Source organism: Flavobacterium sp. AC105, assembly GCF_979258495.1.
In genome coordinates, this window is the sequence record NZ_OZ409860.1 from 4,028,665 (window position 1) to 4,044,031 (window position 15,367).

At 33.4% G+C, this 15,367-nt stretch carries 17 protein-coding genes; 9 read left to right on the top strand and 8 right to left on the bottom strand.

The window, feature by feature from the left end; genetic code table 11:
* Positions 1–92: 92 nt before the first annotated feature.
* Both pepT and ACZ0AH_RS16575 read left to right on the top strand, forming a co-directional pair.
* A complete protein-coding gene (pepT, locus tag ACZ0AH_RS16570) occupies positions 93–1,370 on the top strand; it encodes a peptidase T (protein WP_463476906.1) in 1,278 nt (425 codons plus the stop codon).
* A gap of 1 nt (position 1,371) precedes the next feature.
* The gene (locus tag ACZ0AH_RS16575) at positions 1,372–1,959 is read left to right on the top strand and encodes a YdeI/OmpD-associated family protein (RefSeq protein WP_463476907.1); all 588 of its coding nucleotides are present in this window, start codon (positions 1,372–1,374) and stop codon (positions 1,957–1,959) included.
* Positions 1,960–2,481: 522 nt separating this feature from the next.
* Here the strand turns inward: ACZ0AH_RS16575 and yajC are convergent.
* The 3 genes from yajC to ACZ0AH_RS16590 all read right to left on the bottom strand — a co-directional run bounded on the left by yajC (position 2,482) and on the right by ACZ0AH_RS16590 (position 5,165).
* Positions 2,482–2,757: a preprotein translocase subunit YajC gene (gene yajC, locus ACZ0AH_RS16580; RefSeq protein WP_463476908.1), complete on the bottom strand. Its 276-nt coding sequence runs from the start codon at positions 2,755–2,757 to the stop codon at positions 2,482–2,484.
* A gap of 133 nt (positions 2,758–2,890) precedes the next feature.
* Positions 2,891–3,802, bottom strand: a complete 912-nt coding sequence (gene nusB, locus ACZ0AH_RS16585; protein ID WP_463478115.1) for a transcription antitermination factor NusB — start codon at positions 3,800–3,802, stop codon at positions 2,891–2,893.
* 253 nt (positions 3,803–4,055) lie between these two features.
* Positions 4,056–5,165 (bottom strand): Glu/Leu/Phe/Val family dehydrogenase, encoded by a 1,110-nt coding sequence (locus tag ACZ0AH_RS16590; protein ID WP_463476909.1) that lies wholly within the window; start codon positions 5,163–5,165, stop codon positions 4,056–4,058.
* Positions 5,166–5,368: 203 nt separating this feature from the next.
* Here ACZ0AH_RS16590 and ACZ0AH_RS16595 point away from each other — a divergent pair, with 203 nt between their 5' ends.
* The 4 genes from ACZ0AH_RS16595 to ACZ0AH_RS16610 all read left to right on the top strand — a co-directional run bounded on the left by ACZ0AH_RS16595 (position 5,369) and on the right by ACZ0AH_RS16610 (position 9,099).
* Positions 5,369–7,147 carry an ABC transporter ATP-binding protein gene (locus tag ACZ0AH_RS16595; RefSeq protein WP_463476910.1) on the top strand — a complete coding sequence of 593 codons (1,779 nt, stop codon included), beginning with the start codon at positions 5,369–5,371 and terminating at the stop codon, positions 7,145–7,147.
* A 69-nt stretch (positions 7,148–7,216) separates the two neighbouring features.
* On the top strand, positions 7,217–7,585 hold the full coding sequence (locus tag ACZ0AH_RS16600; RefSeq protein ID WP_029268690.1) for a PUR family DNA/RNA-binding protein: 369 nt from the start codon (positions 7,217–7,219) through the stop codon (positions 7,583–7,585).
* 117 nt (positions 7,586–7,702) lie between these two features.
* Entirely contained in the window at positions 7,703–8,533 is an 831-nt protein-coding gene (locus tag ACZ0AH_RS16605) for an alpha/beta hydrolase (protein ID WP_463476911.1), read from the top strand.
* A gap of 20 nt (positions 8,534–8,553) precedes the next feature.
* Positions 8,554–9,099, top strand: a complete 546-nt coding sequence (locus tag ACZ0AH_RS16610; protein WP_463476912.1) for an RBBP9/YdeN family alpha/beta hydrolase — start codon at positions 8,554–8,556, stop codon at positions 9,097–9,099.
* Positions 9,100–9,343: 244 nt separating this feature from the next.
* On the opposite strand, the gene ACZ0AH_RS16615 is transcribed toward ACZ0AH_RS16610, so the two are convergent.
* Positions 9,344–9,679: a tRNA-binding protein gene (locus tag ACZ0AH_RS16615; RefSeq protein WP_463476913.1), complete on the bottom strand. Its 336-nt coding sequence runs from the start codon at positions 9,677–9,679 to the stop codon at positions 9,344–9,346.
* A gap of 137 nt (positions 9,680–9,816) precedes the next feature.
* Between ACZ0AH_RS16615 and ACZ0AH_RS16620 the strand changes: the two genes are divergently transcribed.
* From ACZ0AH_RS16620 to ACZ0AH_RS16630, 3 genes are all read left to right on the top strand, one after another.
* Complete coding sequence (locus ACZ0AH_RS16620) at positions 9,817–10,710, top strand: alpha/beta fold hydrolase (protein ID WP_463476914.1); 894 nt, start codon at positions 9,817–9,819, stop codon at positions 10,708–10,710.
* Positions 10,711–10,843: 133 nt separating this feature from the next.
* The gene (locus ACZ0AH_RS16625; protein WP_463476915.1) at positions 10,844–11,563 is read left to right on the top strand and encodes a thioredoxin family protein; all 720 of its coding nucleotides are present in this window, start codon (positions 10,844–10,846) and stop codon (positions 11,561–11,563) included.
* Positions 11,564–11,815: 252 nt separating this feature from the next.
* The gene (locus ACZ0AH_RS16630; protein WP_463476916.1) at positions 11,816–12,211 is read left to right on the top strand and encodes a GreA/GreB family elongation factor; all 396 of its coding nucleotides are present in this window, start codon (positions 11,816–11,818) and stop codon (positions 12,209–12,211) included.
* A 115-nt stretch (positions 12,212–12,326) separates the two neighbouring features.
* Here the strand turns inward: ACZ0AH_RS16630 and ACZ0AH_RS16635 are convergent, their stop codons facing one another.
* From ACZ0AH_RS16635 to ACZ0AH_RS16650, 4 genes are all read right to left on the bottom strand, one after another.
* Complete coding sequence (locus tag ACZ0AH_RS16635) at positions 12,327–12,638, bottom strand: cytochrome c (protein ID WP_463476917.1); 312 nt, start codon at positions 12,636–12,638, stop codon at positions 12,327–12,329.
* Between the two features lie 95 nt (positions 12,639–12,733).
* Complete coding sequence (locus tag ACZ0AH_RS16640; protein ID WP_463476918.1) at positions 12,734–13,666, bottom strand: peptidylprolyl isomerase; 933 nt, start codon at positions 13,664–13,666, stop codon at positions 12,734–12,736.
* Positions 13,667–13,725: 59 nt separating this feature from the next.
* A complete protein-coding gene (locus ACZ0AH_RS16645) occupies positions 13,726–14,856 on the bottom strand; it encodes an MFS transporter (RefSeq protein WP_463476919.1) in 1,131 nt (376 codons plus the stop codon).
* A gap of 142 nt (positions 14,857–14,998) precedes the next feature.
* Positions 14,999–15,349 (bottom strand): cupin domain-containing protein, encoded by a 351-nt coding sequence (locus ACZ0AH_RS16650; protein ID WP_463476920.1) that lies wholly within the window; start codon positions 15,347–15,349, stop codon positions 14,999–15,001.
* Positions 15,350–15,367 lie beyond the last annotated feature (18 nt).

Below are 15,367 nucleotides of genomic sequence, written 5' to 3' on the forward strand. Positions count from 1 at the left end.
GGCTAACTTTTTTCAACCCGCTTTTTCATTTTTCATAATTTAGAGCTTTACAACGCCTAATTATTTGCTTATATTTGCTAAAAAACAAACAAATGCAACATATTATAGATCGTTTTATTAGTTATGTAACTATTGATACTGAATCAGATCCAAATTCACAAACAACGCCGAGTACAGAAAAACAATGGAATCTTGCCAATAAATTAGTCGAAGAACTAAAATCAATCGGACTTTCAGATGTTACTATAGACGACAAAGCCTATATCATGGCGACTTTGCCAAGTAATGTTGAACATGAAGTTCCTACGATTGGTTTTGTTTCTCATTTTGATACTTCGCCGGATTTTAGCGGAGCAAACGTAAAACCTCAAATTTTTGAAAATTACGACGGAAAAGACATCATTCTGAATGCAGAAAAAAATATCATTTTATCTCCAAATTACTTTAAAGATTTATTGCAATATAAAGGTCAAACTATTATCACAACTGACGGAACTACTTTGCTTGGCGCCGATGATAAAGCCGGAATTACCGAGATTGTTTCTGCAATGGAATATTTAATTCAGCATCCGGAAATTAAACACGGAAAAATCAGAATTGGTTTTACTCCAGATGAAGAAATTGGTCGCGGTGCGCATCATTTTGATGTAGAAAAGTTTGGTGCACAATGGGCTTATACGATGGACGGAAGCCAGATTGGCGAACTGGAATATGAAAATTTTAATGCGGCTGGAGCCAAAATTACGTTCAAAGGAAAAAGCGTTCATCCGGGTTATGCCAAAGGAAAAATGATCAATTCGATGTTGATTGCAAATGATTTCATTAATGAATTACCAAAAGGAGAAACACCTCAGGAAACTAAAGGGTATGAAGGTTTCTTTCATGTGCATCATTTAACCGGAAGTATCGAAGAAACGGTTTTAGAATTGATTATCAGAGATCATAACAAACTAAAATTCGAAAAAAGAAAAGATCTGATTGAGAAAATTGCCAAAAAAATCAATAAAAAATTTGCAAAACAATTTGGTGAAGTTATTGTAACTACCGAAGTCAAAGATCAGTATTACAATATGAAAGAAAAAGTGCTTCCTGTAAAACATATTGTTGATATTGCTGAAAAAGCAATGAGAGAATTGAACATTAAACCGATCATAAAACCTATTCGCGGCGGAACTGATGGTTCTCAATTGTCATTTATGGGATTGCCTTGTCCAAATATATTTGCCGGCGGACATAACTTTCACGGAAAATACGAATATGTTCCTGCCGAAAGTATCCAGAAAGCAACTGATGTAATTGTAAAAATTGCCGAATTAACTGCTATTCCCGACATTTTTGACGTAACCGAAAAACCGAAAAGAAAAAAATAAATTGGAACCGAATTCTGAGAAAAAACACGTTTGGGACAAAGTCAATAAATGGGAAGAAGAACTTCTTTTCCTGAAATCAATTATTGACAAAACTGAACTGGTTGAAACCATAAAATGGGGCGGTCCTATTTATGTTTACAACAAAAGAAATGTTATCGGAATTGGCGGTTTTAAAGATTATTTTGCAATTTGGTTTCTGAATGGTGTTTTCCTGAAAGATGAGAAAAAGAGATTAATCAATGCTCAGGAAGACAAAACAAAATCGATGCGTCAATGGCGTTTTACTTCTAAAGAAGAAGTAGATGAAAAAGAAATTTTAGCATATATAGCAGAAGCGATTGAAAACGAAAAGCAGGGAAAAGTTATAAAACCTTCTAAAAAAGAAGCCATTATATCTGAACTTCTCCAAAAAGAAATGGGCAAAAATCCAGCTTTAGCAGAAGCTTTTCAGAAATTCAGTCCGTATAAACAATATGAATTTCTGGAATATATTGAAACCGCCAAACAAGAGAAAACGAAACTTACGAGAATTGCAAAAGTGATTCCGATGATTTTGGAGAATATTGGGTTGAATGATAAATACAGGTAAAGGTTTAGAAAATTCCAAATTCCATCCCGATAGCTATCGGGACTGAGCGAAGTCGAAGAGCCAAATTCAAATTGAAATGAGACCTTTGTCAAAGTTTTAAACTTTGACAAAGGTTTTTTATTGCGGTTAGTCTTTGCGAGGAACGAAGCAATCTAATTTGCTAAATCTGCCACTTTTTTATTCTGCTCATTTTTTGTCTTCCTGAGCGAAGTCGAAGGATCGGTTGGTTAATCACATTGCGGGACTTCGACTTCGCTCAGGAAGACAAACTAGCATATGAATGTCACAAAACAATCACTTTTACAAAATCAAACTTTGTGTCAATTGTTAGTGAGATTGCTTCGTTCCTCGCAAGGACAAGATTGCGACTACGTTGTGTGTAAACTTTTGTCGAATTACGAATGAGATTGCTTCGTCCCAAAGACACGAAATGCGCTTAAACGTCAAACCAAAAAAAATCCCAAACTCCAATTTATCATTGGAATTTGGGATTTATATTTTATTGGAATTTCTAAAAAAGTATTAAGCTTTTTTATTCAAAGCAGCGCTCATCTCCATAGAAATAGCCGAACGTTCGATTTTTAATTTTCCAGACATTGTTTCGATAACTGCACTTGTTTCTGCAAGTTCAACTACTTTACCGTGAAAACCACTTTTAGTAATTATCCTATCACCTACTTTTAGGCTATTTTCAAATTCTTTTTCGTTTTTTGCTCTTTTTTGTTGTGGTCTGATCATGAAGAAATAGATTACCACGAACATTAATAGAAATGGCGCAAATTGAGTTAATTGTCCCATAATTTAAATTCTGTTTTTGATTTGATTTATTGTTTAATATTTTCTTTTAAAATTTAGCTCTTAGACTCCGCTCAGTCCCGATAGCTATCGGGATGGAATTTGGAATTTTAAAAAATTGGGATTCCCCAAAGTTTTACATTAATCCACGCCCAACCTTAATCATCTTTTTATTAGCCGTAAGCTCTTTAACCAGATTATCTAAAATTCCGTTGATAAAAATACTACTTTTTGGTGTAGAATATTCTTTAGCAATTTCTAAATATTCGTTTAGTGTTACTTTTACTGGAATTGAAGGGAATTTTAAAAATTCACAAATTGCCATTTTCAGGATAATAGTATCAATTTCAGCAATTCTTTCGCTATCCCAGTTTGGTGTTTTATCATCGTATTCTTTTGCCAGGATCGATTCGTTTAAAACTGTTCTTCTGAACAAATCTTTGGCAAAATCTTTATCCTCAACATCTTTATACAATTTTGGCACTCTAAAATCATCCGGATCTTCGGTTTTAATTGCTTTCAATTGTTTAACGATATGCGTATTTACAACCGGAATATCATCAACCCATGTTAATTTGTCATCTTCTAAATACTCATATAATTTTTCATTCGGAACAATTACATCAGCAAATAAATCAATTACAAATTGTCTGTCTTCTTCAAAAGTATTTGCCGTTGTGCTCATGTATTTTGCATACAAATCGCTTGACTTAATGTCATTTAAAAGTAAAATGATATAATCATCATTTAAAGACCAGTTGTTGATTTTTCGATTTTCTAAAGCAATACTTAGAGGATTGCTTTCGGCAAGAAGTTGAAAAATTTTGTTTTTGATAAATTTTTCGTTTGGATTACGTTCTGCAGCAGTTGCAAGATGTTTTTTGCTTGAAAGATGTAAAAAAACAGATTCTTTTTTGCAGATTTCAATCAATGAAGAAAGCATTATAAGATATAAGTCCTGAATATTATCAATACTGTAAAAAAGAAATTTCTCTTCTTTTTCCATATTATCAGAACCGCTTTGATGCATTGCATAAATGGATTGCATTACTTTAACGCGTATGTGTCTTCTATTTACCACCTTGTAAGAACATTTAAAAATTAGTCTGCAAAATTAGGAATTTCAATCCTGATATTAAAATTAATTCGTAAAAAAGTCGCAGTTTTTAGTATCAGTTTTCAGAATAAAGAAAGTCACCGTTTTCAGTAATTTTTAAACCACATAAAAAAGTCCCGGTATTCAGTAACAGTTTACATTGCAACTGAGACTGAATACCGGGACTGAGACTATAAACTAATAATTATTTCTTAGCCGCGTTTTCAATTTTTCTCAAATCGATACGATTTTGAGCAATTGTAAGAGCAGCTTTATGCGTTGTCATTCCGTTTTTTACAGCGTAATCGATAATTTCTAAAGTAGTATTATAGATATTTTCTGTTTTTGTCATGATTTCAGCTTTACCGTAATGCTCTAATTCAGCATAAACATTGATAATTCCACCAGCGTTGATTAAGAAATCAGGTGCATATAAAATACCTCTTTCCTGTAATCTTAAACCATGAACATTTTCATCAGCTAACTGATTGTTTGCAGCACCGGCAATAACCTTAGCTTTAATTTTGTTTACCGTATCGTCATTGATAATTGCTCCCATTGCACATGGCGCATAAATATCAACATCTGCACTGTATAAATCATCACCTGTAAATATTGTAGCACCGTATTTTGCAGCTACCTGATATAATTTTTCTTCGTTGATATCAGTAATGCTAACGATCGCTCCTTCTTTAGTCAAATATTCTACCAAAGCTTCACCAACGTGACCAATTCCCTGAACCAAAACTTTTTTACCCTCTAAAACATCAGAACCAAATTGGCTTTTTGCAGCCGCTTTCATTCCTAAATAAACACCGTAAGCTGTTATTGGAGAAGGGTTTCCAGAACCACCTCTTTCTTCAGAAATACCAGTAACATAAGGCGTTACGTCTCTAACAGTGTCCATATCTTTAGTTTCCATTCCAACATCTTCAGCCGTAATATATCTTCCGCCCAAAGAGTGAACAAATTCACCAAACTTGCGCATTAATTCAGGTGTTTTTTGCGTTTTAGCATCACCAATAATTACTGCTTTACCACCACCAATATTTAATCCTGTAATGGCAGATTTATATGTCATACCTCTTGAAAGACGCAAAACATCGTTTAATGCTTCCCATTCAGTATTGTAATTCCACATTCTAGTACCTCCTAAAGCTGGTCCCATAACTGAGTTATGAATACCAATAATTGCTTTTAAACCTGTATCTTTGTCATTGCAAAATACAATTTGTTCGTGATCGTCAAAAGATAACTGACCAAAAACAGGATCCATTTTCTGAAGTTCTTTTCCAGTTGCGAAAGTTGCATCCATAGCGCTACTATTTATTTGTTAAAATTATGAATTTGTCAAAAAGACTTCTCAAATTTATATAAAAAATATACATGTGCTAATTTTTTATCTTTAAAATAACAATTTAACAATCAGTTTGTTTTGATTAAATTATACATTCCATTACTTTTAATTCATAATAATTTATAAAATCGAAACATTTCAACATTGAATCTCTTAAAAAAATGAAAGAATTAAGCTATTTAAACAAATATTTCATCAAATATAAATATAGTTTCTCACTAGGAATTTTAATCACCATAATCGCACAAATCTTCTCTTTATTCACTCCAAAGCTAATTAGCAAGTCATTAAACGCGATCGAAAAGTTCGATAAACTACCAAAAACAGATCAGGTATCTGAAGCAATTATTGGTACATATCGCGAAGGTTTAATTCATAACGTGCTGTTAATCATCGCAACAACAATTGTCGCAGGATTCTTAACCTTCTTAATGCGCCAGACTTTAATCGTAATGTCGCGTCATATAGAATTTGATCTGAAAAATGAGGTTTTTAAACAATATGAGAATCTTTCACAAAATTTCTACAAGCAAAACCGAACCGGAGATTTAATGAATCGTATCAGCGAAGATGTTTCAAAGGTCCGTATGTATGTTGGTCCCGCGGTTATGTACACGATTAATACCTTTATCAGATTCGCAATCGTAATCATATATATGTATAATGTTTCGCCATTATTGACTTTATATACGATTTTGCCTTTGCCGATTCTTTCGTATTGTATTTTCAAATTAAGTTCAGAAATCAATAAACGAAGCACGACTTTCCAACAATATTTATCGAAAGTTTCGAGTTTTACTCAGGAAATATTTTCAGGAATTCGTGTTATAAAAGCGTATTCTTTAGAAGATCAGCATCAGAATAATATGGTGGCTCTTGCCGATGAAAGCAAAAAGAAGAGTTTAGATTTAGCAAAAGTTCAATCTTTATTTGGCCCTTTAATGATTGCCTTAATCGGGATTAGTAATTTGGTTGTCATTTATTTTGGCGGTGTGATGTACATCAACGGAACGATTGCAAATATTGGTACAATTGCCGAATTTATTTTATATGTAAATATGCTTACATGGCCTGTTGCGTCATTAGGCTGGGTTTCGTCGATGGTTCAGGAAGCAGAAGCCTCTCAGAAACGTTTGAATGAGTTTTTGAAAATTGAACCGGAAATCAAAAATAAAAATGAAAATTCATCCGATATTCAAGGTTCGATTGCTTTCGAAAATGTGAGTTATACATATGAAGATACAAATATTGAAGCACTTAAAAACGTAACTTTTACAGTCAAAAAAGGAGAAACATTAGCCATTTTAGGAAAAACAGGTTCTGGTAAATCGACTATTCTATCTTTAATTTCCCGTTTATACGATGTTACCGACGGAAAAATTACAATTGACCAAAATGAAATAAGCAATTTAAATTTAAATGACTTAAGAAACAACATTGGGATTGTGCCTCAGGATGCTTTTTTATTCTCAGATACCATTAAAAATAACATCAAATTTGGCAATCAAAATGCCACTGACGAAGAAGTTATAGAAGCTGCCAAAAGTGCTGTGGTTCACGATAATATCATCGCATTTAACAAACAATACGATACGATTTTGGGCGAGAGAGGAATCACACTTTCGGGCGGACAAAAGCAACGTGTCTCTATTGCGAGAGCGATTATCAAAGATCCTGCAATCTTACTTTTTGATGATTGTTTGTCTGCTGTTGATACTGAAACCGAAGAAACAATCCTGAATAATTTATTTGAAATTTGTAACAATAAGACTACAATTATCGTAAGCCACCGCGTCTCATCTGCAAAAAACGCTGATAAAATTATCATTTTAGAAGACGGCAGAATCATTCAACAAGGCTCTCATAATCAATTAATAAATCAGGAAGGTTATTATTCATCGTTATATTTAAAACAACTTTCGGAAAAAGAATTACTTTAATTGTTGCGTAATAGATAAATTTTTATGATTTTTGAGTACTATTAATTCCAAAAAATGATAGAACGTATTATGAGAGAAAATGACATGTTAGAAAAAGAAGAGATTTTTTCTAAAGTATTACGAGCAGGAAGAAGGACTTATTTCTTTGATGTGAGAGCTACTAAGGCTGACGATTATTATATCACAATTACTGAAAGCAAAAAATTTACTGAAGAAGATGGTTCGTTTCATTTTAAAAAACACAAAATTTATTTATACAAAGAAGATTTTAGTGCTTTTGCCGAAATACTAGAAGAAATGACTTCATATGTCTTGAACCACAAAGGCGAAGAAGTAATTTCAGAAAGACATCAAAAAGATTTTAAAAAAGAATACGGTTCTGATAAACCTGAAGGACAAAGATCTAGTTTTACTGATATTGATTTTGATGATATTTAGTCCCAAATAACTTTTTAAAAAATACGAGTCCAATATGTCCTGCATTTTGGACTTTTTTTATACAAACCTATTATTTTAGATTTAGACCTTAAATATCTCATTCACAACTCTTACCAAATGAAAAAAATAATTCTTTTACTTAGTTTCATCTTAATAGGAATATCGTCATTTGCTCAAAAATTAGAATATGAAACGAAAACCAATATTCAATATTATAACGCAGCAACCAATAAATCTGACAGTTACATAAATGAAAGATGTGTTCTTGATATTTATTATCCAAAAAATACTAAAAACTTCGCTACAATAGTCTGGTTTCATGGCGGAGGATTAACTGGCGGAAGCAAAGAAATTCCCGAAGCTTTAAAAAACAAAAGATTTGCTGTTATTGGCGTTAATTACAGATTATCTCCAAAAGCAAAAGCCGAAAAAGCTATTGAAGACGCGGCTGCTGCAATTGCATGGACTTTTAACAATATTGCTAATTATGGCGGAGATACTTCGCAAATTTTTATTTCCGGACATTCGGCAGGCGGATATCTTGCTTTGATGACTGGTCTGGATAAAAAATGGCTGCAAAAAGAAGGAATTGATGCTAATAAAATTGCAGGATTAATTCCGTTTAGCGGACAATGTATTACGCATTTTGAAATTAGAAGAGAAAACGGAATTCCGGATACAACACCAACTATTGATGATTTTGCACCGTTATTTTACGTTCGCGCAGATGCTCCGCCACTTTTATTAATTACCGGAGATCGCGAATTAGAAATGTTGGGTCGATATGAAGAAAACGCTTATATGGCACGAATGATGAAACTGGCTGGGCATAAACAAACCAAACTTTATGAATTAGACGGTTATGGTCACGGAATGACGGAACCCGGTTTTCCGTTGCTTGTAAACGAAATAAACCGCATTTTGAAAGAGAAACAAACCAAAAAATAATATTTAAAAAATCCACGGCAATGGAAACAAAGTTATTAATATTACCCGGACTTGGAAATTCAGGCGAAAAACACTGGCAAACCTTTTGGCATAAAAAATTTAAAAATTCAACACGCCTGGTTCAGGACAATTGGGATGAACCTATTCGCGAAGAATGGCTGGAACGCTTAAATGAAGAAATTTCAAAACTAGATCAACCAACAATTTTAGTCGCGCACAGTCTGGCGGTTTCTTTAGTACAGCATTGGGCAGCATCAAATAATAATAAAAATATTGTAGGCGCTTTATTAGTGGCTCCTGCCGATGTAGATTCACCAGAACATACTCCGGAAAGTGTCAGGAATTTTTCGCCAATGCCAATTTCAAAATTACCTTTTCCGTCTATAGTTGTGGCGAGTGAAAATGATCCGTATGCTTCTTTTGAAAGAAAACAATATTTTGCAGAAAAATGGGGAAGCGATTTTGTAAATGTTGGTCAACAAGGACATATTAACTCGGATTCTGATTTAAAATATTGGGAAGAAGGACAATTGATATTACAGCAGTTAATTTCTAAAATAAATTAGTTTTCAGTCTCAGTTGCAGTTTTCAGTCTAATCCCGGAAACTGAATAGTGAATACTGTGACTAAAATAGCCGCAGAGTTCGATAAAGTTTTACCCGAGTTCACAAAGCTGGAATTTAAGAATAATTATTGATAATTAGTGACTTCAGCGATAGCAAACAGCGGAAAACTGAAACTGAAACTGAAAACTGAAACTGAAAACTGAAAACTGAGACTGAGACTGAAAACTGAGACTGAAAACTAAAATCAACCTATCCTAAGTCCGTTTTCAATTTTAAAATCCGGAGCCAATAAAATAACATCTCCCTCCTTGCCTATTGCGCCAAGAACCAAACATTCACTCATAAATTTCCCTATTTGTTTTCTGGGAAAATTCACCACTGCAATAATTTGTTTATTTAGTAAATCTTCTTTTTTATAATGTACCGTTATTTGTGCCGATGATTTTCTAATTCCGATTTCGGCACCAAAATCAATTGTTAATTGATAAGCAGGTTTTCTGGCTTCTGGAAAATCATTTACGCCAATTATAGTTCCAACACGCATTTCAGTTCTTTCAAATTCACTCCAGGTTAAATCCATTCTGTTTTAATAATTTATTCAATTTACAAACCTATTAATTTTGTAATTATTCCCACTAATTCTATAACCTTTTTTTTAGTCTAGCTTCTAATTTTACTACATCAATTTTTAAGCTAACAACTAAAAAACATAAAAAAATGGAAAATATTATCTTAAACAGCGATCATTCTATAAGAGATTTTGATTTTGATATCCACGAATTAAACACCGATAAATACATACAAACCGACAAAAACGTTAAGCTATACGTAAAAGATTATGGTAAAGGAAAACCTGTAATCCTGATTCACGGATGGCCGCTTTCTAACGAAATGTGGGAATATCAGATTGATTTTCTGGTTCAGAACAATTATAGGGTAATTGCTTATGATCGCCGCGGATTTGGGAAATCATCCCAACCTTATGACGGATATGATTATGATACTTTAACCGACGATTTAAAAGAAATTATTGAACAGCTAAAATTAGAAAATGCAACTCTTGTAGGTTTCTCCATGGGCGGCGGCGAAGTAGTTCGTTATTTTAGCCGTTACGGCGGAAAAGGTGTTACAAAAGCAGCTTTAATTTCTTCTGTAGTTCCGTTTTTATTAAAAACTAATGACAATCCTGATGGACATCCAAAAGAAAAAAGCGACGCAACAGCCAATTCTATTAAAGAAGACAGAATAGGATTTGTAGATAATTTTGGGAAAACTTTTTTTGGTATCAACATTATCAACAAACCTTTAAGTACGCCATTGTTAGAATATTACAGAACTTTATGTTCATTTGCTTCTCCGCGAGCTACTTTAAAATGTGCCGAATCTTTTTCATACACTGATTTCAGAGACGAATTGGATTTTATAAAAGTTCCAACCTTGATTATTCATGGCGACGATGATAAAATCGTTCCTATTGAACTTACTTCAAAAAAAGCAGCAAAAGCCATTCGCGAAAACACTTACATTGTTTATGAAGGCGCACCACACGGATTATTTTATACGGACAGAGATAAACTAAATACAGATTTACTGAATTTTTTGAATTCGTAAATTCCATATAAATAGTAATAAATATCCAAAGAAGCAGCTTATTCTTAAGTAAAACTTCTTTGGATATTATTTTATACTTGTGTTTCTTTTACAGAATATTAAGGTTATTTTTGGAGAACTAATTTTTGTAAAAATGGCACGAACTTCTTCAAATATGTTACCTCTTGGAACTATTGCTCCAGACTTTAAACTAAAAGATACCAACTCTAATAATAATTATTCGTTTGAAGACTTAAAAGGATCAAAAGGAACACTTGTCATTTTTATGTGTAACCATTGTCCTTTTGTACATCATGTTATCACAGAAGTAGTTATGATTGCTAATGATTATCGTGTGCAGGGACTTGGCGTAATTGCTATTTCGAGCAACGATGTAGAGAAATTTCCTCAGGATGCTCCAGAATTGATGACAGAATTTGCTTTTCAGAATAAAATTGATTTTCCTTATTTATTCGACGAAAGTCAGGAAGTAGCGAAAGCTTTTGACGCAGCCTGTACGCCGGATTTTTATTTATTTGATAATCAAAACCGGTTGTTTTATCGCGGCCAATTAGATGATTCAAGACCTGGAAACGGAATTCCGTTAAGCGGAAGTGATTTGCGAAACGCCATAGATTCCCTTATTTACAATCGAAATTTAAAAGGTCCGCAGAAACCAAGTATTGGCTGTGGATTAAATGGAAATAAACATTCTTTAGCTTTTTTAGATTATTTTTCCTACCTTTGCCGTTCAATAAATATTCTCATTGTGAGCACTATAAGTATAATTACAGTTTTGACCCTGCTGTTTTCTTTAAAGAGGAAACCGCTTGCTGCTGCATTTATTTCACATAGTAAGGCCTTTATTAATTAGGCCTCCGTCTATTTCAATTCTTCTTTCAGGCGGAGGATTTTTACCACGATTTAATCCTTTATTTTATTTGAAAGAGTAAACCTCTCTCAAATAATTTTCTGGTTTTTTCAATCAAAATTTCCAAAACATACATAATTATTAAACTTCAATTTGCGCTGATGCAATTTGGAATATTAATTATGCATTTATCAGCCTGTAAAGAAATATACCAATCACTGAATTCAATAAAAATTTATAAAATAAAACATAGTTATGAAACCAACACCCACTTTCTGTAAAACAGATTATCATTTCTTAAGAGAATTGATAGTAAAAAGTAAAAATTCAACAAATGCAAAAGAAGCCAATCAGCTTTCACAAGAATTAGATCGCGCTATTATTAGCAAAGAAAGCGAATTAGGCAACTCGATTGTAAGAATCAATTCTCATGTTACAATTGAAGATGTAAAAGCGAAGAAACAAATGAAAATCCAAATCGTTTTGCCTTCATTTGCAGATATAAAACAAAATAAAATTTCAATTCTTGCGCCTTTAAGTGTAGCTATTATTGGATTTAAGGAAAATGACGAAGTTGATTGGGAATTGCCGGCCGGAATAAAGACCTTAAAAATAATTGCAGTGAGTAATACTGCTGAAAGTATTTCATAATTTTTTAAACACCTCATTCGTGAAGGTGTTTTTTTATGTTCCGTTTTAAAACAAAAAAACTATCCAATAAAATTTACTGAATAGTTTTTTGATATATCTACAATAGTACTTCTTCTTACAATTGAGAATTTATATAATTTGAGATTGAAACCATCTGAGTATCATCTAAATGTGCTTTTTTCTGCATTCTCGTTAAAATTGGCTTCCACTCTTCCTGAGTAAATTTCTTTGGTTCAAATAATTTGTGGCATTTTGCACAGTTATTTTCATACATACTTTTGCCTTCTGCCAATTCTGGCGTTAATTCTGCAGTTTTTACAGTTTCAGTTACAACTGGAGTAGCCGGAGTAGCGGGTGCTGATTTTTTAGAACCGCATGAAACTAAAAGTAGTACTGCAGCGGCCAGGATTAAGATTTTTGTTTTCATTGTTTACCTTTATTTTTATAGTAAATATAAAAAAATCCCATACACAGCGTGTATGGGATTACTATTTAAAACAATACTAAATTGCTTTTAAAATCTTATTTTACGTCCATTAATTCAACGTCAAAAATCAAAGTTGCGTTTGGTGGAATAACTCCTCCAGCACCTGCAGCTCCATAAGCCAAGTCAGATGGAATAACAAAACGAGCTTTGTCACCAACTTGTAATAAAGCAATACCTTCATCCCAACCTTCTATAACCTGACCTTGACCTAATCTAAATTCGATTGGTTTTTTACGTGGGTAAGATGAATCAAAAACTTTTCCGTTTTCAAGAGATCCTTCGTAATGTACTGAAACTGTTTTACCAGCTTCTGCTTTTTTACCGTCTCCTTTTTGAATCATTTTGTAACGTAAACCACTATCTGTTTTATCAAAACCTGCAGCTAATTGCTCCATTTTTGCTTCAGATTCTGCTTTTAAAGCTGCATCTCTTTTTAAACGAGCACCTTTTAAAGCGATAAAAGCTTCAATAGCATTAAACTTTTCAGCTTCTTCTCCAACTCTGATAATTTCTACAGATTCAAGACCATCACCCTGAGCAACAGCATCAACAATATCCTGACCTTCGATTACGTGACCAAAAACAGTATGTTTTCCGTCTAACCAGGAAGTTGGAACGTGCGTAATGTAAAACTGAGAACCGTTACTTGCTGGTCCTGAATTTGCCATTGCTAAAACTCCCGGACGATCGTGTTTTAAACTTGGGTGAAATTCATCATCAAATTTGTAACCAGGATCTCCTGTTCCAGTTCCTTTTGGACATCCACCCTGAATCATAAAATCAGGAATAACTCTATGGAATGTTAATCCGTCATAGAATTTTTGTCCTTGAGGTTTTACTTTATTTTCCATATTTCCTTCTGCAAGAGCTACAAAATTCCCTACGGTTCCTGGTGTTAAATCGTGTGTAAGTTTTACTAAAATCGAACCTTTGCTAGTGTTGAATTTAGCGTATATTCCGTTTTCCATGTTGTTATTTTTTATTTGAATGCAAATTTACAAATTAATTTTATATCAATTTGTTCTTTCTATTTTTTAGATTTATAAGTAAGTCCGTAAACTGTTAATGCTAATACTGACAAGCCAACACAACCAATGGTTACGGCGTGCCATCCGCCTAATTTCCATAGTAATAATCCGTAAGCAGATCCGGCTGCAGTTCCTAAAAAGCTAAACGACATAAATACGGTATTTAATCTGTTTCTGGCTTCGGGAAGCAATGAATATACTCTGGTTTGGTTTGAAATATGAACGCCCTGAATTCCTACATCAATAAATACAATTCCAATCGCAATTCCGATTACGCTTTCTATGGAGAAATAAAAAATTAAAAAACTAATTAAGATCAATAAACAGCCGTAACCAACCGCTACTCTTGACCCGCCTTTATCTCCCAATTTTCCTACCAAAGGTGCTGCTAAAGCTCCGGAAGCACCTACAATTCCGAATAATCCAATTGTGGCGCTGTTAAAATGAAAAGGTTCTCCTGAAAGCAATAAGACCATTGTAGTCCAGAAAGCACCAAATTGTGCAAAACTAAACACATTAATTAAAGTTGCTTCACGCAAAACAGGTTGTGTTTTTATAAGGGTAAAAAGAGATTTAATCAATTGACCATAAGTTCCCTGAAACTGTGGTTTGTTCACCGGAAATTTATTCTGAATTACAAAAAAGATCAAAAGACAAATTCCGGCAGCGATATAAAACATCGATCTCCAGCCTAAAACCTGACCAATAAATCCGCTTAAAGTTCTGGAAAGCAAAATACCTACAAGCAAACCGCTCATAATCGTTCCTACGACTTTTCCGCGCTGTTCAGGCGCACTTAACGATGCTGCTAAAGGTAAAATAAGCTGTGGTACAATCGAAGTGATTCCGATAAGTAAAGAAGCTATTTGTAAAATAAAAAAACTTCTAGATGTTGCTGCAATAATTAATGCAATTACAGAGGCAAAAGTGGTTATTAAAATTTGCTTTTTACGTTCGATTTTATCGCCTAACGGAACCATAAAAAACAAACCAATCGCATAACCAGCTTGCGTTAGATACGTTATTGTTCCGGCGTTGGCTTCAGGAATTTTAAATTCGTTGGCAATTAAAACAATTAAAGGCTGGCAGTAATACAGGTTTGCAACTATAAGTCCAGTGCAGGCTGCCATAAATAAGACATTCGTTTTGGATAAATTCATTTTGCAAAAATACCAATCTAATTTTTACCAAAACTTTAAAAAATGTATAAATTTTTCAAACCCAAAAGCAAATAAGAAGATTGTTTTAGAGATTATATTGATTTTTAAAATGTTATGAAGGCATAAAATCTTCACGAATCGGACTAAAAACATCGGTCAAAAGTCCGCTTTCTAAACAAACCACGCCGTGAATTGCATGTGGCGGAATGTAAAAACTATCTCCTTCTTTTAAAGTTTGGGTAATACCGCTTATAGTTACATCAAATTTACCGCTTGAAATATACGTTACCTGCGAATGATAATGTTCGTGCAAAACGCCAATTCCACCTTCTTCAAAATGAACATTTACAAGCATTATTTTGTCATCATACGCCATTATTTTACGTTTGATTCCTTCGCCAACTACTTCCCATTCAAGTTCATCACCTTTTATAAACTCTTTACTTGTTCCGAAACTTTGCATATTTATTTCTGATTTTAT

Excerpts from the sequence above, each read along its gene's own strand:
- ACZ0AH_RS16620 (WP_463476914.1), top strand. The coding sequence starts at position 9,817 with ATGGAAAATATTATCTTAAACAGCGATCATTCTATAAGAGATTTTGAT.
- nusB (WP_463478115.1), bottom strand. The coding sequence starts at position 3,802 with ATGCAATCCATTTATGCAATGCATCAAAGCGGTTCTGATAATATGGAA.
- ACZ0AH_RS16600 (WP_029268690.1), top strand. The coding sequence starts at position 7,217 with ATGAGAGAAAATGACATGTTAGAAAAAGAAGAGATTTTTTCTAAAGTA.
- ACZ0AH_RS16640 (WP_463476918.1), bottom strand. The coding sequence starts at position 13,666 with ATGGAAAACGGAATATACGCTAAATTCAACACTAGCAAAGGTTCGATT.
- ACZ0AH_RS16595 (WP_463476910.1), top strand. The coding sequence starts at position 5,369 with ATGAAAGAATTAAGCTATTTAAACAAATATTTCATCAAATATAAATAT.
- ACZ0AH_RS16615 (WP_463476913.1), bottom strand. The coding sequence starts at position 9,679 with ATGGATTTAACCTGGAGTGAATTTGAAAGAACTGAAATGCGTGTTGGA.
- pepT (WP_463476906.1), top strand. The coding sequence starts at position 93 with ATGCAACATATTATAGATCGTTTTATTAGTTATGTAACTATTGATACT.
- ACZ0AH_RS16650 (WP_463476920.1), bottom strand. The coding sequence starts at position 15,349 with ATGCAAAGTTTCGGAACAAGTAAAGAGTTTATAAAAGGTGATGAACTT.
- ACZ0AH_RS16610 (WP_463476912.1), top strand. The coding sequence starts at position 8,554 with ATGGAAACAAAGTTATTAATATTACCCGGACTTGGAAATTCAGGCGAA.
- ACZ0AH_RS16605 (WP_463476911.1), top strand. The coding sequence starts at position 7,703 with ATGAAAAAAATAATTCTTTTACTTAGTTTCATCTTAATAGGAATATCG.
- ACZ0AH_RS16625 (WP_463476915.1), top strand. The coding sequence starts at position 10,844 with ATGGCACGAACTTCTTCAAATATGTTACCTCTTGGAACTATTGCTCCA.
- ACZ0AH_RS16635 (WP_463476917.1), bottom strand. The coding sequence starts at position 12,638 with ATGAAAACAAAAATCTTAATCCTGGCCGCTGCAGTACTACTTTTAGTT.
- yajC (WP_463476908.1), bottom strand. The coding sequence starts at position 2,757 with ATGGGACAATTAACTCAATTTGCGCCATTTCTATTAATGTTCGTGGTA.
- ACZ0AH_RS16645 (WP_463476919.1), bottom strand. The coding sequence starts at position 14,856 with ATGGCAGCCTGCACTGGACTTATAGTTGCAAACCTGTATTACTGCCAG.
- ACZ0AH_RS16590 (WP_463476909.1), bottom strand. The coding sequence starts at position 5,165 with ATGGATGCAACTTTCGCAACTGGAAAAGAACTTCAGAAAATGGATCCT.
- ACZ0AH_RS16630 (WP_463476916.1), top strand. The coding sequence starts at position 11,816 with ATGAAACCAACACCCACTTTCTGTAAAACAGATTATCATTTCTTAAGA.